17 protein-coding genes are annotated in these 17801 nt (G+C 71.6%); 9 read left to right on the top strand and 8 right to left on the bottom strand.

Going from position 1 to position 17801, the window contains the following annotated elements:
• From P3T41_RS30700 to P3T41_RS30690, 3 genes are all read left to right on the top strand, one after another.
• Nucleotides 1–2550, top strand: coding sequence for an acyltransferase domain-containing protein (locus tag P3T41_RS30700; protein ID WP_348533708.1), 2550 nt, complete (start codon nt 1–3; stop codon nt 2548–2550).
• A gap of 57 nt (nt 2551–2607) precedes the next feature.
• A complete protein-coding gene (locus P3T41_RS30695) occupies nt 2608–2808 on the top strand; it encodes a ferredoxin (RefSeq protein WP_280693838.1) in 201 nt (66 codons plus the stop codon).
• 555 nt (nt 2809–3363) lie between these two features.
• The gene (locus P3T41_RS30690) at nt 3364–3966 is read left to right on the top strand and encodes a helix-turn-helix domain-containing protein (protein ID WP_280693837.1); all 603 of its coding nucleotides are present in this window, start codon (nt 3364–3366) and stop codon (nt 3964–3966) included.
• Between the two features lie 18 nt (nt 3967–3984).
• On the opposite strand, the gene P3T41_RS30685 is transcribed toward P3T41_RS30690, so the two are convergent.
• Entirely contained in the window at nt 3985–4866 is an 882-nt protein-coding gene (locus P3T41_RS30685) for a TetR/AcrR family transcriptional regulator (protein WP_280693836.1), read from the bottom strand.
• Nucleotides 4867–5009: 143 nt separating this feature from the next.
• Between P3T41_RS30685 and P3T41_RS30680 the strand changes: the two genes are divergently transcribed.
• The gene (locus P3T41_RS30680; RefSeq protein WP_280693835.1) at nt 5010–5471 is read left to right on the top strand and encodes a nuclear transport factor 2 family protein; all 462 of its coding nucleotides are present in this window, start codon (nt 5010–5012) and stop codon (nt 5469–5471) included.
• 89 nt (nt 5472–5560) lie between these two features.
• Here the strand turns inward: P3T41_RS30680 and P3T41_RS30675 are convergent, their stop codons facing one another.
• The 3 genes from P3T41_RS30675 to P3T41_RS30665 all read right to left on the bottom strand — a co-directional run bounded on the left by P3T41_RS30675 (nt 5561) and on the right by P3T41_RS30665 (nt 9071).
• Nucleotides 5561–6151, bottom strand: a complete 591-nt coding sequence (locus P3T41_RS30675) for a TIGR03086 family metal-binding protein (protein WP_280693834.1) — start codon at nt 6149–6151, stop codon at nt 5561–5563.
• 88 nt (nt 6152–6239) lie between these two features.
• The gene (locus P3T41_RS30670; protein ID WP_280693833.1) at nt 6240–7463 is read right to left on the bottom strand and encodes a cytochrome P450; all 1224 of its coding nucleotides are present in this window, start codon (nt 7461–7463) and stop codon (nt 6240–6242) included.
• Nucleotides 7464–7544: 81 nt separating this feature from the next.
• Entirely contained in the window at nt 7545–9071 is a 1527-nt protein-coding gene (locus tag P3T41_RS30665) for an FAD-dependent oxidoreductase (protein ID WP_280693832.1), read from the bottom strand.
• A gap of 274 nt (nt 9072–9345) precedes the next feature.
• Between P3T41_RS30665 and P3T41_RS30660 the strand changes: the two genes are divergently transcribed.
• The 3 genes from P3T41_RS30660 to P3T41_RS30650 all read left to right on the top strand — a co-directional run bounded on the left by P3T41_RS30660 (nt 9346) and on the right by P3T41_RS30650 (nt 10942).
• Nucleotides 9346–9534, top strand: a complete 189-nt coding sequence (locus P3T41_RS30660; protein ID WP_280693831.1) for a ferredoxin — start codon at nt 9346–9348, stop codon at nt 9532–9534.
• Between the two features lie 150 nt (nt 9535–9684).
• A complete protein-coding gene (locus P3T41_RS30655; RefSeq protein WP_280693830.1) occupies nt 9685–10149 on the top strand; it encodes a nuclear transport factor 2 family protein in 465 nt (154 codons plus the stop codon).
• A 199-nt stretch (nt 10150–10348) separates the two neighbouring features.
• Nucleotides 10349–10942: a nuclear transport factor 2 family protein gene (locus P3T41_RS30650; RefSeq protein ID WP_280693829.1), complete on the top strand. Its 594-nt coding sequence runs from the start codon at nt 10349–10351 to the stop codon at nt 10940–10942.
• A 101-nt stretch (nt 10943–11043) separates the two neighbouring features.
• On the opposite strand, the gene P3T41_RS30645 is transcribed toward P3T41_RS30650, so the two are convergent.
• From P3T41_RS30645 to P3T41_RS30630, 4 genes are all read right to left on the bottom strand, one after another.
• The gene (locus tag P3T41_RS30645) at nt 11044–12498 is read right to left on the bottom strand and encodes an MDR family MFS transporter (protein ID WP_280693828.1); all 1455 of its coding nucleotides are present in this window, start codon (nt 12496–12498) and stop codon (nt 11044–11046) included.
• Between the two features lie 170 nt (nt 12499–12668).
• Entirely contained in the window at nt 12669–14171 is a 1503-nt protein-coding gene (locus P3T41_RS30640) for an MFS transporter (RefSeq protein WP_280693827.1), read from the bottom strand.
• 22 nt (nt 14172–14193) lie between these two features.
• On the bottom strand, nt 14194–14730 hold the full coding sequence (locus tag P3T41_RS30635; RefSeq protein ID WP_280693826.1) for a hypothetical protein: 537 nt from the start codon (nt 14728–14730) through the stop codon (nt 14194–14196).
• Nucleotides 14731–14767: 37 nt separating this feature from the next.
• Nucleotides 14768–15976, bottom strand: a complete 1209-nt coding sequence (locus P3T41_RS30630; protein WP_280693825.1) for a cytochrome P450 — start codon at nt 15974–15976, stop codon at nt 14768–14770.
• Nucleotides 15977–16225: 249 nt separating this feature from the next.
• On the opposite strand from P3T41_RS30630, the gene P3T41_RS30625 reads away from it, so the two are divergent.
• Both P3T41_RS30625 and P3T41_RS30620 read left to right on the top strand, forming a co-directional pair.
• Nucleotides 16226–16810, top strand: a complete 585-nt coding sequence (locus P3T41_RS30625) for a hypothetical protein (protein WP_280693824.1) — start codon at nt 16226–16228, stop codon at nt 16808–16810.
• 168 nt (nt 16811–16978) lie between these two features.
• Complete coding sequence (locus tag P3T41_RS30620; RefSeq protein ID WP_280693823.1) at nt 16979–17800, top strand: alpha/beta fold hydrolase; 822 nt, start codon at nt 16979–16981, stop codon at nt 17798–17800.
• Nucleotide 17801 lies beyond the last annotated feature (1 nt).

The following is a 17801-nucleotide window of genomic DNA, read 5'->3' as shown; positions in this document are numbered from 1 at the left end:
GTGCCGGATGTGGTGGGTGGTCATTCGGTGGGGGAGTTGGTGGCGGCGTATGTGGCGGGGGTGGTGTCGCTGGCGGATGCGTGTGCGTTGGTGGCGGCACGCGGGCGGTTGATGCAGGCCCTGCCTACGAATGGCGCGATGCTCGCTGTTCAGGCCGCCGAGGAGGCGATCCTTCCGCTGCTGGCGGGTCGGGAGGAACGGATCGGGATCGCCGCCGTCAACGGGCCCACCTCGGTGGTGGTCTCCGGCGAGCGGGAGGCCGTCGAGGAGTTGGCGGGCACGCTCGCCGCGCAGGGCCGCAAACTGCGCCGGCTCAACGTCAGCCATGCGTTCCACTCGCCGCTGATGGAGCCGATGTTGGCGCAGTTCCGGGCGGTGGCCGAGAAGGTGGAGTTCCGGCCGCCGTTGCTGCCGGTGGTCTCCAACGTGACCGGTGAGATCGCTGACCCGGACGAGTTGTGCAGTCCGGACTACTGGGTGCGGCACGTGCGCCAGGCCGTGCGCTTCGCCGACGGGGTCCGCGCCCTGCACGCCCAGGGCGTGCGCACCTTCCTGGAACTCGGCCCCGACGCCGTGCTCACGCCGCTGACCAGCGAGAGCCTCGGGCACGACCGCGACTGCACGGTCGTCGCCACCCTGCAACGGGACCGGGCCGAGCCGCGTGCGGTGGCGCTGGCGGCGGCCCGGCTGTACGTCCAGGGCCGGTCGCTCGACTGGAACGCGGTGCTGCCGGCCGGCGGGCGTCCGGTCGACCTGCCCGGCTACCCGTTCCGCCGTCGCCGGTACTGGCTGGACGCGCCCGCCAAGGCCGCCGCCGAGGACACCGGCTTCTGGCAGGCGGTGGACGGCAACGACCTCGCTGCCCTCGCGGCCGAGTTGGGCCTGCCCCGGGAGAGCCGGGCGGCGCTGGGCGAGATCGTCCCGGCGCTGGCCTCCTGGCGGCGGCACCGCCGCAGCTGGTACCGCGAGGTGTGGCGCCCGGTGCCCGAGCCCGCGGCCGCCACGCTCTCCGGGACCTGGCTGGTGGTCACCCCCGAGGCGGGCGGGGACGAGAAGCTGGTCGACGGGATCGTGGACTCCCTGACCCGGCACGGCGCGACGGTGCACCGGCTGAGCCCGGACGCACTGGACGAACTCGCCGTCCCAGCCGGCCCGCAGCCGGCCAGCCCGCAGCCGGTCGGCCCGCAGCTGGTCGGCGTGCTCTCGCTGCTCGCCGTCGGCACCGTGGGCGACGGGCCCGGGGCGGCGGCGCTCGCCGCGACCACGCGCCTGCTGGCCGCGCTGGAGTCCGCTGGGATCGACGCGCCGCTCTGGCTGGCCACCGCGGATGCGGTGGCCGCCGACCACCTGGACGAGCCGGCCGAAACCGAGGGCGGCGCGCTGTGGGGCCTGGGTCGCGTGGCGGCCGAGGGCAGCGCGCTGCATGCCGGCGGCCTGCTGGATCTGCCCGCCGTGCTGGATACCCGGGCGCGTCAGCGGCTGGCCGCCGTCCTGTCCGGAGCCAGCGGTGAACGGGAGTTGGCGATCCGCGCCTCCGGCCTCTTCACCCGCCGCCTGGTCGAGGTGTCCACCGAGGGCCTCGGGACCGAGCGGTGGCGCCCGCACGGGACGGTCCTGGTGCACGGTGGCATGCAAGGGCTCGGTGCGGAGGTCGCCCGCTGGCTGGCCCGGGAGGGCGCCGAGGAACTGCTGCTGACGGGTGCTCAGGACGCTGCGGCCGAGCTGGTGGCTGAACTCGGCGCGCTGGGCTGCCGAGTGAGGACGTCGGCGGGCGCGGACCGGGAGACGCTGCCGGCGCTGACCGCCGTGTTCTGCGTCGGGACGCCCGGCCCGAGCGCGGCCGACGGCCTGGCCGAGGCCGCCGCCATCCGCACCCTGGACGAGCTCACCCGGGAGAGCGGCCTGGAGGTCTTCGCGGTCTTCACCGGCTTCGACGGCGTCCTGGGTGCCGCTGACCAAGCCGGCACCGCCACCCTGGCCGTGCTGGCCGACACCCTGGTCCGGCGGCGCTGCCGGGCCGGACTGCCGGGCACCGCCCTCGCCTGGGGACCGTGGGCCGCCGCCGCCGCCGCCGCCGGCTTGGCGCCGGGACTGCGCCCGCTGGTCCCCGGTGCGGTGCTGGGCCGGCTGCCGGTCCGCACGGCGCCGGGCACGCTGGTCGCCGCCGACATCGACTGGGACGCCTTCCCCGCCGGTCATGCGCGCCTGCTGGCCGACCTGCCGGGCGCCCGGCAGGCGGCGGTCGGCGGTACCGAGGGCCGCGATCCGGCCGCGCTGCGGGCCGGCCTGGCCGGGCTGTCGGCGGAGGCCGCCGAGCGAGCGCTGCTCGACCTGGTCGACTCGCACGTCGCCGCGGTGCTGGGCAGCACGCCGGCGGAGATCGACGGCACCAGGAACTTCCTGGAGCTGGGGTTCACCTCGCTGACCGTCCTCGAACTGGGCAACGGCCTACAGGACGCACTCGGCATCGAGGTCGAGCCCCGCACGGTGTTCGAGCACCCCACCCCCGAGGCGCTCGCCGCCTACCTGCTCGGCCGACTCGCCGGCTGAGCACCCCGGGCCGGTCCGGGATCCGCCCGGCCGGCACTGTGAAGGAGCCTTGCACGAATGGACGTTGACGTCGACATCGACCGCGATGCCTGCGTGGGCGCCGGTCAGTGCGCGCTGACCGCGCCGAGCCTGTTCGACCAGGACGAGGACGACGGGCTGGTCGTCCTGCTGCGCCGTCCCGAGGCGGCGGACCGGACCAAGCTGAGGGAGGTCGTCTCGATGTGCCCGGCCAGGGCGCTGCGGATCCGGGAGAGCTGAGCTGGGCGGGCCGGCGGTGGTGCCGGGACTCGTTGACAAGCGGAGAGACCGCCCCGTATCGTCCAATCGGGGCGCTCGTTCCGATACGGCTGCCTGGAGCCCAACTGCTGATCGCTGAGCTGGAGTCGGTCATGACGGAGCAGAGCCAAGCCACTTCGACCGCGCGTGAGGTGGTCGAACGCTTCCTCGCCGCCGCGCTGGACCCCGCCGGGAGCAAGCTGGCCGATCTGCCCGATCGTCGCCTCGAAGGCCCTGGGTATGCTCCCCAAGCTCCTCGAGCTGCTCGCGGCCGACAGCGTGAACGATAACGCGTAGTGGTCGCAGGGCGGTTGGCGTCGACGGTAGTACCGCCCGGGGGTGGCGGCCGTCGGCGCCAACTGTCGTTCGGCCCCAGCGCCTGGGCCGGCGTGCACGGTGGCGAGGTGCCGCAAGGCGCCGTCCTCGCCGGGCTCACGGGGCCCGGCGAGCCGTGTACTAGCCTGTGACGTGCCAATCCGGCTGCAGTGATCACCGCGGGAGCCGCGCCTGACCGGCCACGATCCGAGGAGGACCAGAGTGAACGCGCAGTCGACACCCCCGATGAGAGCGGACGCCCGGCGCAATCGGGCGCGCGTGCTGAAGGCGGCTCAGGAGGCCTTCGCCGCTGACGGCCTGCTGGTCCCGCTGGACGAGATCGCTCGGCGGGCGGGGGTCGGTGCCGGAACGGTCTACCGGCATTTCCCGACCAAGGAAGCGCTCTTCGACGCGGTCATTCTGCATCGGATGCAGAGCCTGGTGGAGGAGGCCCGGGAGCTGGCCCTCGCCGGGCGGGACGACCAGGCGCTCTTCGACTTCGTCATCCACCTGACTCGGGAGAGTGCGGCGAAGAAGGACCTGATCGACGCGCTCGCGGGTGCGGGCATCGACGTCACGGCGAACCTGGCCGAGGTGAACCGCGAGTTGCGGTCCGCGATCGCGGAACTGTTGTCGAGAGGTCAGCAGATCGGTGCGGTTCGCTCGGACATCGACATCAACGACCTGATGGCGCTGCTGCGGGGCGTCTTCCTCGCCATCCACCAGGAGAGCGACGACAAGCAGCTGGCGGACCGGGTGCTGAGCGTCATGTGTGACGGCCTGCGGGCAGCCGCGAGCGGGAGCTCTGACCGTCCGGCTCGCTGACCGCGGCTCCGGCCCGGCTCAGGGGGTGCCGACGCGATTGCCGTGGCGCTGCCGGTGGGCCTTCTGGCGGCAGGCCGCGCCGCAGAAGCGGGCGCGCCGTCCCGTGGGTGCCAGCCGCAGTGGGCGGCCGCACACCTCGCAGTGAACGGTGCCCACCGGTCCGCCGGTCGGGGTTTCGTTCCACCGACCGGGCTCGGTTCCACTTCCGGTTTCGTTATGAAACGTTTCGCTACTCAGGTGGTCGGAGCCGCCGCTTTCGTTATGGAACGCCGCGCTGCCCGGGCGGTTCGTGACAAGCGGCCGGGAGCCCGGCGGGTCGGCCCGCAGGATGGCGCTGTGCAGGGCGGCCAGGCGGCCGGGGCGCGCGCTGTCGGCCCGGACCCGCTCGGTGGTCGCCGCGCCCACCACCAGGGCGCGCACGTCGGCCGCGTCGAGGTCGGTGCGGATCGCGCCGGTGGCCTGGGCGCGGGCCAGCAACTCGCCGAGCGCGGCCAGGAAGTCCCGCTCGGCCTCCGGGGCGCTGCGCAGGCCCGGATCGCCGTCGAGCGACTCGAGCCCCTCGCAGAGCGCTTTGTTGAGCATGGCCTGCTCGGTCATCCGGCGGAAGAAGTCGAGCAGTGCCTGCGCCGGGTCGCCGGCCTGCGACTGCCGGCGGGCCTCGTCGGTCAGCACGCGGATCCCGTCAGCGAGGACGGCGCGGAAGAGGTCGTTCTTGGTGGGGAAGTGCCGGTAGACCGTGCCGACTCCGACGCCCGCGTGCAGCGCCAGGTCGTCGAAGGAGACCCGCATGCCGTCGGCGGCCAGCAGCCGGTGGGCGACCGTCAGGATGTGCGCCCGGTTGCGCCGGGCGTCGGCCCGCTGGGACCCCACCGGCGCGGGTGTGGTGCTGCCGGATGTCATACCGCCTCCTCGGGCCGGTCAGGGTGTGACTGCTTGACATCCGGAGGATCCTCTCCGTATTGTCAAGCGGAGTTGTTTCTCAAGTTTTCCACCGGTCCTGGGCCCGGGGCAACCGGGTGCAGGCAGCTATCTGGGAGTGTTTCGTGACTGAAGCGACCAACGGCTCGGCGGCGACCCCTGTGGAGGTCGTCGAGCGGCTGCGCAAGGCCATGGAGGTCAAGGACCGGGCGGCGTTCGTCGACGAGTTCGCCGCCGACGGTGTGTACGAGCTGCCCTTCTCGCTCGCCGGCGCCCCCTCGACGTACACGGGGATCGACGAGGTCCGCGCGCTGCTGGTGCGGGACAACCCGATGTCGAAGGTGATGGAGTTCAACCGGGTCTCGGCCGAGGTGCACCAGAGTACCGACCCCGAGGTGGTGACCGTCGAGTTCACCATCGACGGCAAGAACAACAGCAGTGGGGAGTCGTTCACCTTCCTGTCGTCGGTCGGCGTGATCCGGGTGCGCGACGGCAAGATCGTGCACTACCGGGACTACCCCAGCATGCTGCGCGGCGCGCAGGTCGCCGGGATGCTCAAGCCGTTCGCCGAGTCGCTCGCGAAGTAAGCCCAGGCACCGGACCCGGGAGACAGCACAACGGCCGCCGAGGAGTTCGGCGGCCGTTGTGCTGTTCGGGGTCCGGGCCCCGGCCGGGGTCAGCCGAGCCCTGGACGGTCCCACTGGGGGTCGCGGCCGCTGCAGGCCAGTGCGCGGTCGAGCGCCGAGGCCGTGGCGGGGACGGTGACCGGCGGGCCGAACATGCGCATCGCCCGGGTCTCGTCCGCGGTGGCCAGGATGATCCGGTTGGCGTGGTCGGCGACCGCGTCCGTGACCTGGAACTCCTGCCCGGTGGCGCGGGCCAGATCCCAGCCGTGCACCGCCAGTTCGACCAGCGTCTTCTCGCCGATGACCGCCGCCGGCACGGTGGCCGGGCCGAGGGTGGCCGTGCCCTCCCAGGCCGAGTCGCTCGCCCAGGCCCGGTCGATCCGGTCGAGCCAGCCGAGGTAGTCCGCCTGCCAGTCGCCACCGGTGTGGTCGTCGCGGCCCTCGGCCGCCCGGTCGATGACAGCGGTCTTGTGCAGGCCAACTCCCTCGATGATCGGTGCCCAGAAGAGCAGATGGTTGACCAGGCCGCGCACGTCGTACTCGGCGCAGGGCGTCGCCGCGGACAGCCGGGCGGGGTCGACCGAGCCCACCACCGTGGCCATGCGGGCGACGGCGTCGGACAGCGGTTGGTGCAGGTTCACTGATGCTCCCTGAGATCCGGGATGGGCCTCGTCCGGAACGGACGGGGCCGATGAACGTGGTTCGTCGGCTGGACGTGGTTCGTCGGCGTCACCAGGCGACCGGGAGGGTGTGCACACCCTGGACGTCCCCGGCGCCGCGCACCGGGAGGCTCGCGAAGGGTTCGGCCAGGCGCAGCGTGGGGATCCGCCGGAACAGCGCCTCCAGGGCGACCTCGATCTCCAGCCGGGCCAGGTTCTGGCCCAGGCACTGGTGGACGCCGTGGCTGAACGCCATGTGCGGCCGGGCGTCGCGCTGGATGTCCAGGCTGTCCGGGTCGGGGAAGACCTTCTGGTCCCGGTTCACCAGCGTGCTCGACACCACGACGCCCTCACCGGCGCGAATGGTCTGGCCGGCGATCTCGATGTCCGCCGTCACCACCCGCATGGCGGCGACGTCGGTGATCGCCAGGAGGCGCAGCAGCTCGTCCACCGCGCCCGGGAGCTTCGTGGGGTCGGCGCGCAGGATCGCGAGCTGTTCGGGGTGCTCCAGCAGCGCGGCGACGCTCAGCGAGATCATCGAAGCGGTGGTCTGGTGCCCGGCGACCAGCAGCAGCATGGCCATCTGGACCAACTCGTGGTGGGCCAGGGCGCCGCTGCCGACCTGCTCGACGGCGAGTCGGCCGATCACCCCCTCGTTCTCCCCGCTCGACTCCTGCTGCTTGGAGATCAGCTCGTTCAGGTAGCCGGCCAGCTTCGCCCCGGCGGCCTTGGAGCCCTCGGGGGTGGTGGCCTGGACCATCTGCAGGCTGTGCTCTTCGAAGAACGCATGGTCCTCATAGGGCACGCCGAGCAGGTCGCTGATCACGATGGCTGGCACCGGCAGGGCGAACTCGGTCACCAGGTCGACTGGTTGCCGCATCGCCAGCATCCTGTCGATGCACTCCTCGACGACCCGCTCGATGCCGGGCCGCATCGCGCGCATCCGCTTGACGCTGAAGTCCGGGATCAGCATGCGGCGGTGGACGGTGTGGGCGGGCGGGTCCATCCCGATGAAGGACGGCGGCTGCGCCTTCATCCCCTCCATCCGGGGCGCGACGAACGGGTAGCCGTCGGCGCGCGAGTTGGCCGACAGCCGGGAGTCGGTGAGCAGTTGGCGCGCCTCGGCGTGGCCGGTCACCAGCCATGCCGAGGTCCCGTTGTAGAGCGTCACCCGCTGCAGCGGCGCGTCGTCGGCCCGGTTCGCGAAGCCCTTCGGCGGTTGGAAGGGGCAGGTCCGTGCCTCGGGGAAGGCGCGGCCCCCGGAGTGGGCCGTTGAGGTGGTCACCTCGACCATGAAGTCTCCTAGAGCGATTGGAGCGAGCGGAGCGGTTGGACAGAACGAAGGGAGCGGAGGAATGCCGAACGGCGCCGGACGTCAGTCGATGGCCTGGCCGAACTGGAAGAAGCGGTACGGGTCGTACTGGGCCTTGGTCGCGACGAGCCGGGGGTAGTTCTCGGCGTAGTAGGCGGTGCGCCAGTCCGGCAGAGCCGTGTCGGGGTAGTTCTGGTACGTCTCGTGGTTGGAGTAGGCGTCGATGACCGCGAAACCGTTCGCCGCCCAGGCCTCGGCCGCGGCCTGGTCGCCGGGGGTCGGCGTGCCGGTCGGCAGCGAGTCGGCCATCAGCAGCAGGAACTGGGTGTCCCGGTGCACGTAGGCGGTGTCGGTCCTGGCCGGGTCGTTGGCCGCGCCGCCGAGCGCCGCGAAGTTGACGGTCCGGCCGTGACCGGCGGCCCGGGCCGAGTCGAACGCTGCCAGGATCTGCGCCACCCCGGTCTGGGGTATCCGGTTGCTCACCATCCGGCTGCGGGCGAGCAGGTAGTTGCCCCGGGCCAGTTGGCCCCCGGAGGTGGCGCCGATCGTGTGGCACTGCTCGACGCTCATGGTCGAGCAGCCGTAGGTGGTCAGCATCGCGTCGTGGTACGAGTAGGCGGTGGCGGACCTGGTGGCGGGGGCCGCGCCGGCGAGTGAGACCAGCTGATCCAGCACCGCGCCGAGCGCGTTCGGATCCCCGGACCACGCTCCGGCCACGATCGCCACCGGCACGTTGCCGGGGGCGGCATCGGAGAGCGCCACGGTCAGGTTGCTGGCCAACTCCCGTGGGCCGCCGATGATCCAGTCCTGCCAGGCGCCCATGACCGCGGCGGCGTTCGCCCAGGGCCAGGTCAGGGTGAACAGGCTCAACTGGGTGACGGCCACCGGGCTCAGCTCGAACCGGGTCACCACACCGAAGTTCCCGCCGCCACCGCCGCGCAGCGCCCAGTAGAGGTCGGGCTCCTGGTTGGCGGAGCAGACCACCGTGGTCCCGTCGGCCAGCACCACCTCGGCGGAGACGATGCGGTCGCAGCCCATGCCGTAGTGCCGGGTCAGCAGGCCGAAGCCGCCGCCCTGCAAGAACCCGGCCACGCCGACCGTAGGGCACGAACCGCCCGGCACGGCCAGCCCGAGCGGTGCCAACTGGGTGGTCACGTCCACTAGTTGAGCACCGGATCCGACGCTCACCGTCGCCCCGTCGGGCCGCACCGAGTTCAGCCGGGACACGTCGAGAACCAGGCCCGTGGTGGTGGAGTAGCCGGCCGGGCTGTGGCCGCCGCTGCGCGGCACCAGCGGGAGGCCGTTGTCCTGGGCGAAGCGTATGCAGGCGGCGACGTCCGCGGCCGACTGGCAGTAGGCGACGGCGCTCGGGTTCACCCCGTCGAACTCCGTCCAGTGCAGCTGCTTGGCCACGGCGTAGCCGGGATCGGCGGGCAGCACCAGCGTGCCGGTCAGTTGGCCGCTGAGGTTCCCCCAGGGGGCGGTGGCACGGCGCGCTCGCGGGGTGCTGAGCAGACCGGGAAGTCCTGGCGTCGCCAATGCGGTGACACCGGCTCCGGCGCGTAGAAACGACCTGCGGGCGATGGGCATCCGTACCTCCGGCTCTGCGGCTGCGACCTGTCTGCGGCCTCGCCCGGATCGGGCCGACGCCGCAGTCCGGCAGTCAGGATGGGGGGCTGCGCTAAACCGTGCCTAAACCTCCCGAAGGCCGGTGCCTGCGCTGTCCGGGTGGTGCCCGGCGTCCCGCCGTTGACCTGGGGCTTTAGCGGGCCTTTGGAGTCGGCTGCTGACGATGGGGCCCGCTGGAGTCCGAACCGGCTCGGCTGAGGCCTCAACGAGTAGGCCTTCAAAGAAGAGGCAGAGTATGGGTGTTGAGGTTGACAGGGATGTCTGCACGGGGGCCGGTCAGTGCACCATGATGGCCCCGCAGCTGTTCGACCAGGACGACGACGACGGTCTCGTGGTGCTGCTGCGGCAGCCGGGACCCGCTGATGAGGCGAACGTCAGGCAGGCGGTGTCCCTCTGCCCCTCCCGGGCGCTGCGGCTGCGCTAGGGCTGAAGCCCACGCCGGCGAGCGGGGCGGAAGACCATTGACTACCGGGGCGAGGGCCCCGCATAATCCGTAACCGGGCCAGCCGTTCCGGTTATCTGCCGCAGGCTCACCGGCCCCCGACGAACAGAAATGCCGAGCAGGGGAACTGTCATGAGTGATGATCAGAAGGTCCTGACGCCCCTTGAGGTCGCCGAGGCGATCGCCAAGAGCGTGGTGACGAAGGTGATGCCCGACGTCTTCGCCGAGGACGCCGTGTACGTGCCGCGGTTCGCGCTTCCCGGTGCACCGCAGTCCATCGCGGGCAAGGACGCGATCCTCCAGTACTTCGCGGCGGCCAGTTCGAGCCCGGCCTCGGGGATCCTGAAGATCGAGGATCTGGAGCCGGCCTACTACCAGGGCAAGGACCCTGAGGTCGTGGTCATGGAGTTCACGATCAAGGGTGTGAACAACAACTCCGGCAAGCCCTTCGGCTTCAACTCCTCGATCGGCATGCTGCGCGTGCGCCACGGCCGGATTGTGGAGTGGCACGACTACCCGAACATGATCGCTGGTGCCACGGCCGCGGGCACGCTGCCCCAGCTGATCTCGGTCCTGGAGAAGATCGCCGCCCAGTAGCCGGCGCCGACTTCGACCGACCCATCTCGCACGGGCGGTCTCTGCGAGCACGTACCACGGCTCGCGGGGGCCGCCCGTACGTCTGGCGCCACGGTACGTCTGGTGCCACCGGGCGCCGGTGCCGCCGGCGCCCGGACCGTTGCCGGCCGCGGGGAACGGTTCCCCGTCCGGCTCGACTCACCCATCTCCGGAGGTATGCATGCACATCGCCCGAAGACACTTCATGCGCGCCGGCGCCGGGGCCGCCGTGGCGGTGCCCGCCGTGTTCGGTGCAACGCAGGCCAGGGCGGCGGCCCCGACCGCCCCCCAGGCCCCGACCGTCCCCCAGGCGGTCACGGACGACACCGTTGCGACTCCGCTCCAGGTGGCGCAGCAGATCGCCACCAGCGTGGTGACGAAGGTGATGCCCGACGTCTTCGCCGACAACGCCGTGTACCTGCCGAAGTTCGCGCTTCCCGGTGCGCCGCAGTGCATCGTGGGCAAGGACGCGATCCTCCAGTACTTCGCGGCTGCCAGCTCCAGCCCGGCGTCAAGTGCCCTGCAGATCCAGGAACTCGACCCGGTCTACTACCCGGGCAGCGACCCCGAGGTCGTGACGATGGAGTTCACCATCAAGGGTGTGAACACCACCACCGGCAAGCCCTTCGACTTCAACGCCTCGATCGGTGTGCTGCGCGTGCAGAACGGGCGGATCGTGGAGTGGCACGACTACTCCAACTCGATAGGCGGGGCCACGGCTGCCGGAATGCTTCCGCAGCTGATCGGGGCCCTGCAGACGATCGCCGCTCAGTAGCGTCCGAAGGGCGGGAGCAGTACGCGGGCGGTCCCGTGCGGTGGTGCTCGACCACCCCGGGGCCGCCCGCGCTGCCGCCGCGCCGCCGTCCGCGGCTTGGGCTACTCGGCGCTCGACGTGCTCACGGTCGCGGGTGTCGGAGCGCTCGTGCCGGCGCTCTTCGCCGCCCGCCGGGGCAGCAGCAGCGCCGGGACCAGGGAGAGCACGGCGAAGGCGATCGTCCACAGGAAGGTGGTGCCGAACGCCGTGGCGCGCCCGGCCGGGTCCGCCGCGTGATCGGCGATCTGGCCCTGTAGGACGACAGCGAGCAGGGCGGTGCCGAACGACCCGCCCACCTGCTGCACGATCCGGGTGGCGCTGCTGGCATGCGGCACGAGCGAGGGCTGCATGCTCTGGAAGGCCGAGGCCATGACCGAGACGGTGGCCGCCCCGAGACCGGCGCCGCGCACGACCAGGCAGAGGTCGAGGAGCACGTTGTTCGCGTGCGGCTGGCCCAGGGCGAAGGGCACGGTGCCCAGGGCCGTGACGGCCATGCCGACCAGCACCACCGGCCGCGGGCCGAGCCGGTCGGTCAACCGCCCGGCCAGTCCCCGGGTCAGGATGCCGCCGATGCCCTGCGGAACCAGCAGCAGACCGGTGGTCAGCGCCGAGTAGCCGCGCAACTGCTGGTAGTAGAGCGGCAGCAGCATCAGCACGCCGTAGAGCGACAGGCCGGAGATGAAGAGCAGCACGGCCGCGCCGGTGAACGAGCGGATCCTGAACAGCCGTACGTCGACCACCGGTTCCTCGGTGCGCAGCGCGTGTCGGGCGAACACCGCCAGCAGCGCCGCGCCGGCCAGCAGGGGGGCGAGTACCTGGAGACGACCGAAGCCGCCGTGCCCGCTGATCTGGGAGAGCCCGAAGAGGAGGGCGGCCAGCGCGGGGGAGAGCAGCAGCAGACCGCGGACGTCCAACGGCTTGCTGCTGCGCGCCGTGGACCGGGGCAGTCCGCGCCAGGCCAGGTACATGGCGATGAGGCAGATCGGGACGTTGATGTAGAAGATCCAGCGCCAGCTCAGATTGCTGATGATCAGCCCGCCGACGAACGGCCCGAGGATCGGCACGATCATGGCGGGCATGCCGACGACGGCCATCACCCGTCCGATCCGCTGCGGACCGGCGGCCTGGACCAGCAGGGTCTGCATGATCGGGACCAGCAGGCCGCCGCCGACACCTTGCAGGATCCGGAACGCGATCAGGCTGCCGATGTCCCACGACAGACCGGACAGCACCGAGCCGAGCAGGAACACGGCCAGCGAGAACAGCCACATCCGCTTGGCACCGAACCGGCCGACGGCCCAGGTGGTCAACGGGATGACCATGCCCAGAGCGAGCAGGTAGCCGGTGTTCACCCACTGGATCATCGACACCGGCACGTTCAGGGACTGCCGCATCGTGTCGATCGCCACGTTGACGACCGTGGTGTCCAGCAACGCCGCGCTGGTGCCGATGATGAGGATCCACATCAGCCTGCGCAGCTCCGGTTCGAGCCCGGTCGTCTTGTTCGCCCTCGCCATGCTTTCGCGCGCTCCTAGGTAGGCGACGTCGCTGACGGGTAGTCGGCCCGGGGGCGGACGCGGCTGGGGCCGTGGTCGGGTGACCGGGCAACTCCCGCAGAGGGCAGAGAGATTGGTGCCCCATCAGAAAAATACGGGGCGGCCGCCCCGGTTGTCAACGTCGCCCCGCGCTAGCCGGCGGCCGCCCGCACGCCCGGCTGCGGCTCGTCCGGTCGTGACCGGTCCGGCTGTGGCATCTGGTCGGGTCGGGGGCCGGCGGGCTCGGCGCGCCGGCGCGGGATGCAGGCCGCACCGACGCCGCCCAGCGCGACGACCGCGGCACCCACGAAGATCACCCAGCGCATCCCACGGACGAACGCCTGCGCGGTGTCGACCGGTGACAGCAGGGTGGCGCGGAGCTTGTACAGGTCGCTGGTGTCGACGAAGTGGGCGTGGAAGACCGTGGTCAGCACGGCGATCCCGAGCGCTCCGCCGACCTCGCGGATGGTGTTGTTCGCCCCGGACGCCTTGCCGGCCTCGTGCGGCTGCACCGAGCCCAACACCACCGCCATGGTCGGGGCGAACACCAGCCCCATGCCGACCCCCGCGGCCAGCAGGGCCGGCACCAGCGCGCCGTAGTCCAGGTCGAACCGGGCGACCCAGGCGATCCAGGCGAGCGCACCGGCCTGGAGCAGCAGACCCGCGGTCATCAGCCGCCCGCCGCCGATCCGGTCGATGAACGGTCCGACCAGTGGTGCGACCACCATGGGCATCGCCGTCCACGGCAGCGTGCGCAGTCCCGCGGCGAGCGGGGAGAAACCCAGCGGTCCCTGGAAGTACTGGGCGAGGAAGAAGATCGAGCCGAACACGCCGAAGAACATGGCCAGCGAAGCGACGTTGCTCAGCACGAAGGCCCGCACCCGGTAGAAGCGCAGCGGCAGCAGCGGTGCCTTGGCCACCCGCTCCCACAGCACGAACAGCACCAGCAGGGCGGCCGCGCCCGCGCCCCCCAGCACGACCACCGGGGAGGTCCAGCCGGCCCGGCCGGCCTGGACGATCACCCACACCGCCAGCGTCACGGCGCTGGTCACCAGCAGCATCCCGGGCAGGTCGAGGCTGGCGTCCCGCCCCTTGGACTCGGTGATCACCCGCAGCACCAGGCCGATCGCCACCACGGCGACCGGCACGTTCACCCAGAAGATCCACTGCCAGGACATGCCTTCGGTGACGGCACCGCCGACCAGCGGCCCGAGTGCCACGCCGAGACCGTTGACGCCACCCCACATGCCGATGGCGGCGCTGCGCCGGTTCGCCGGGGCGGCCTCGGCGACCAGGGTGAGCGACAGCGGCTGCACCGCTGCCGCCCCGACGCCCTGGAGCACCCGGGCCGCCACCAGGGTCGCCACCGAGTGCGACAGCGCGCAGCCGATCGAACCCGCGGCGAACAGGGTGATCCCGCAGAGGAAGACCGTCCGCCGCCCGTAACGGTCGCCGAGCGCTGCGGCGGTGAGCAGCAGGCCGGCGAACGCGAGGATGTAGCCGTTCACCACCCACTGCAGCTGGGCCACGTCGGTCGACAGGTCACGGCTGATCTCGGGCAGCGCGTTGGTGACGACGAGGTTGTTCAGGGAGACCATCAGCATGGGCAGCGACGCGGCCAGGAAGGCCAGCGCGGTGCGCGCTCGTCCGGTCATTTCCGCTCCGATCAGTGTCTGGTCAGCCGAACATCCCGGTGGGGCACATCTGGATCTCGGCGCTGAACTCCCGGCCCGGCTGCACGGTTCGGAAGGTGAGGCGGCCCGCCTTGTTGTGGAACACCCCGGTGGCGCCGATGGTGGGGATGTACTGCGAGCCGCCCGCCGTCGCATCGGTGAGGTCGTAGAACCCCTGGGCCTGCACCGTCCCGTCGTCGAAGACGATCTGTTCGTCGGCGTAGGCCAGCAGGTGGCCGTCGGACTGGCGCAACTGCACGCCGCCGGCGCCGTAGACGGTCGCGGCGGGGCTGGTGCCGCCGTCGTAGAGCTCCCGCAGGTAGACCCCGCTGTCGCCGACACCGGGGGTACTTCCGCCGAGCGGACCCGCGACCTCGCCGATCTGCTGCTCGCGCAGGTTCTTCATGGTGATGCAGCCGGGGCGGGCCTGCGGCTCCGCCGCCCGGCTCCCGCACGACACCGTGCCGGCGGCGAGCGCCACGACGCCGAGCAGCACGGCCGCCCGGCGTCGTGGCGCACGGGGGCGCAGGCCCAGGGGCATGGGTTCCCTCTTCTCTGTCGGGCTGAGGTCGCGGGCCTCACCAGGTGACGGGCACCTCGTAGATGCCGTAGAAGGCCGCGTTGTGCTTGAACCGCAGTTGCTCCGCGGGAACGGTCAGCCGCAGGTCCGGGATGCGGCGGAACAGGGTGGTGTAGACGATCTCCAGTTCCAGCCGAGCCAGGCTCTGACCGAGGCACTGGTGGATGCCGTAGCCGAAGGCCATCTGACGGCGCGCATCCCGGTGGGCGTTGAACTCGGCCGGCTTCTCGAAGACCGTCTCGTCGTGATTGGCCGCCGAGTTGAGGGCGATCACCCCCGAGCCCTCGGGGATGACGACGCCGCCGATCTCGATGTCGGCCGTCGTCACCCGGCTGGTCGAGTAGTCGGCGATGCTGAAGTAGCGCAGCAACTCCTCGGCGACCTGCGGGGCGGTCTCCGGCCGGGCCTTGAAATCGGCCAGCACGTCCGGGTGTTCCAACAGGAAGACGGTGCCCAGCGAGATCATGTTGGCCGTGGTCTCGTGGCCCGCCACCAGGAGCGAATTGGTGAGACCGGTGAGCGTCTCCAGGTCGAAGATCTCCGCCTCCTGGTACTTCTTCACCAGCCGGCTGAGCAGGTCGTCCTGTGGCTGCGCCACCTTGCCGGCCACCAGGTCACGCAGGTAGCCGCGCAGCGCGCGCCAGGCGGTCATCCGCTCCTCGACCGAACTCTGGTGGTTGAGGATGACGTTGGTGCGCTGGTCGAACAACTCCCGGTCGTCGTAGGGCACCCCGAGCAGCTCGCAGATCACCCGTGACGGCACGGCCAGCGAGAGCGACTGGACCAGGTCGACCGGTCCGCCGGTGCGGAGCATCTCGTCCAGGCAGGAGTCGGTGATCTGCTGGATGTGCGGTGCCATCGCCGCGACCCGCTTGGTGGTGAACTCGTTGACCAGCATGCGCCGGTGAGTGGTGTGCTCCGGCGGGTCCATCCAGGTCAGCAGACCCTTCGCCTCCGCGCTCGACACCGGCTGGCGGGGCAGCATGGACGGGTAGGCCGGCAGGGTGCGATCGGCGCTGCCCCGCGGGTCGGCCAGGAACTCGCGGACCAGCTCGTAGCTGCTGAGCACCCAGGCGGTACTGCCGCTGGGCAGGGTGACCTGGGACACCGGCTGCTCGGCACGCAGTTCGGCGTATTGGGCGGGTGGCTGGAACGGGCACCCGCGGGCCATCGGAAAGTCTGGAAACGCGCCTGTGGTCTCGGTCAAGTCCCTCTCCTCTGCGCGAAGCTGTGGCGGCGGCAGCCCCGCAGAAGAGTTTCGAACGGGGCTAAAGGAAGACTTTCGCGCCGCTTAGGCACCCACTCCGGAAATGCGGGGGTCGGGATTTCGGGCTGCCGCCGCAGGCGTAAGGACGGCTTTAGCGTCGATGGCTAGCCTCCCGGCGGCAGCAGCCGTGATCCGGCCGCCGGGGGCGGGCGGACGCGGGAGGCAGACGACGGCGAGGGAAGGAAGGCCATGGCCTTCGGGTTTCGTTCACGCACTGGTCTGGCGGCGCTCGCCGCCCTGGTGGCGGCGCTTTCCACCGCCGCCGTACTGGTCGGGCCGACCAGCATCGATGCCGCCGCGGCCGGGGCGGCGGCGCCGGCCCCCGGGCAGACGTGCATCACCATGAAGGACATGACCGAGACGATCCTGGACGGCTCGGTTCGCGATCTCGGCGGCCCCTACCCGCACAGCATCGGCGGCAGTTCCACTTATCTGGACTACCTCTACGACTCTACGGGCAAGAAAGTCGCCACCCTGTACGGGAAGGCGAATGTCCCGCTGACGCTCCCGGGCGGGGACCTGGCCGAATTCTCCGACGAGCGGATCGAGTTCTCCGACGGTGTCATCGAGACGACGGGGTTCTACGACATCACCGAGGCCGAGACGGGGAGCTGGCAGTACCTCCCGGTGATCGGGGTGGAGGGGAAGTACCAGGGCATGATCGGGAAGCGCCATTTCCAGATCACCAAGATGGGCAAGTCCCTCAACGGGTGGATCGAGCTCTGCCCCGCCGGGCAGGCGGCCAGCCTGTCGAGCGGACCGGCGGCCCAGTGACCCGCCCGTTCTGACTCCCGGCGACCCGGGGTGCCGTGCTCGGTCTGTCCGGCCGAGGGCGCCCCGGGTCGCGGCCGTCGCGGCCCAGGGCCTGGGGAAGGTCCGCCTTAGAGCCGGTTAACCATCCCCGCTGAGCATGACGTGATGACGATCCGGGGGAGGCACACCGTGACAGCAGGACTGACGGCGGACCGGCTCGGCGGGCCGAAGCCGGCCACCGCCTATCTGGCCTCCCGCCCCGTGGCGGACGGACGGCCCCGGCTCTTCTGCTTCCACCACGCGGGCGGCGGCGCCGCGGCCTACACCGCGCTGCGCCGGGCCCTGGCGCCGAGCGTCGAGGTCCTCAGGGTCCAACTGCCCGGCCGCGAGGGGCGGATCGGGGACCGGTTGCCCGGGACCATGGCCGAGCTGGTGGCCGAGCTCGACGAGCAGCTCGACCCGTACCTCAGCGGACCGTACGCCTGCTACGGCCACAGCATGGGCGCGCTGGTGGCGCACGACCTGCTGGCGGTCCGGCAGGCCAGAGGAGCCGAGCCGCCGCTGCGGCTGATCGCCGGCGCGTGCCGGGCGCCGCAGTTGCCGGCCGCGTTCGTGAGCGCCTACGCCGGGTCCGACGACCAACTGGTGCGCACCATGCTCGACATCGGCGGCCTGTCGCGGCAACTGCTCGACTACCCGGATTGGTTGGCCGCCGCAGTGGCGCTGACCCGAGGGGACCTGCGGCTCTGCGCGAGCCGCGACACCGCGCCCGGCGCACCGCTGTCCTGCCCGATCGAGATCTTCCACGGCGCCGCAGACCCGTTGGTGAGCGAGAGTGACGCGCTCGCCTGGCGGGAGCGCGCCGCCGCCGGCTTCCGGCTGCACCGCTTCGAGGGCGGGCACTTCTTCCACCTGGGCGCCGCGCGTGCGCGGTTCGCGGACCGGCTGGCCCGGCTGCTGACCGACCCGCCGGTACCGGCGCGGAACGCCGGCCTGGTGAGCGGAGTGTGAC

It is taken from the genome of Kitasatospora sp. GAS204B, assembly GCF_029892155.1.
In the GTDB taxonomy this organism is placed as follows: domain Bacteria; phylum Actinomycetota; class Actinomycetes; order Streptomycetales; family Streptomycetaceae; genus Kitasatospora.
The sequence above is the reverse complement of the archived record's forward strand: the minus strand, read 5'-3'. Positions and strand labels throughout refer to the sequence as shown.

Excerpts from the sequence above, each read along its gene's own strand:
- P3T41_RS30695 (WP_280693838.1), top strand. The coding sequence starts at position 2,608 with ATGGACGTTGACGTCGACATCGACCGCGATGCCTGCGTGGGCGCCGGT.
- P3T41_RS30625 (WP_280693824.1), top strand. The coding sequence starts at position 16,226 with ATGGCCTTCGGGTTTCGTTCACGCACTGGTCTGGCGGCGCTCGCCGCC.
- P3T41_RS30660 (WP_280693831.1), top strand. The coding sequence starts at position 9,346 with ATGGGTGTTGAGGTTGACAGGGATGTCTGCACGGGGGCCGGTCAGTGC.
- P3T41_RS30685 (WP_280693836.1), bottom strand. The coding sequence starts at position 4,866 with ATGACATCCGGCAGCACCACACCCGCGCCGGTGGGGTCCCAGCGGGCC.
- P3T41_RS30650 (WP_280693829.1), top strand. The coding sequence starts at position 10,349 with ATGCACATCGCCCGAAGACACTTCATGCGCGCCGGCGCCGGGGCCGCC.
- P3T41_RS30665 (WP_280693832.1), bottom strand. The coding sequence starts at position 9,071 with ATGCCCATCGCCCGCAGGTCGTTTCTACGCGCCGGAGCCGGTGTCACC.
- P3T41_RS30655 (WP_280693830.1), top strand. The coding sequence starts at position 9,685 with ATGAGTGATGATCAGAAGGTCCTGACGCCCCTTGAGGTCGCCGAGGCG.
- P3T41_RS30635 (WP_280693826.1), bottom strand. The coding sequence starts at position 14,730 with ATGCCCCTGGGCCTGCGCCCCCGTGCGCCACGACGCCGGGCGGCCGTG.
- P3T41_RS30670 (WP_280693833.1), bottom strand. The coding sequence starts at position 7,463 with ATGGTCGAGGTGACCACCTCAACGGCCCACTCCGGGGGCCGCGCCTTC.
- P3T41_RS30645 (WP_280693828.1), bottom strand. The coding sequence starts at position 12,498 with ATGGCGAGGGCGAACAAGACGACCGGGCTCGAACCGGAGCTGCGCAGG.
- P3T41_RS30640 (WP_280693827.1), bottom strand. The coding sequence starts at position 14,171 with ATGACCGGACGAGCGCGCACCGCGCTGGCCTTCCTGGCCGCGTCGCTG.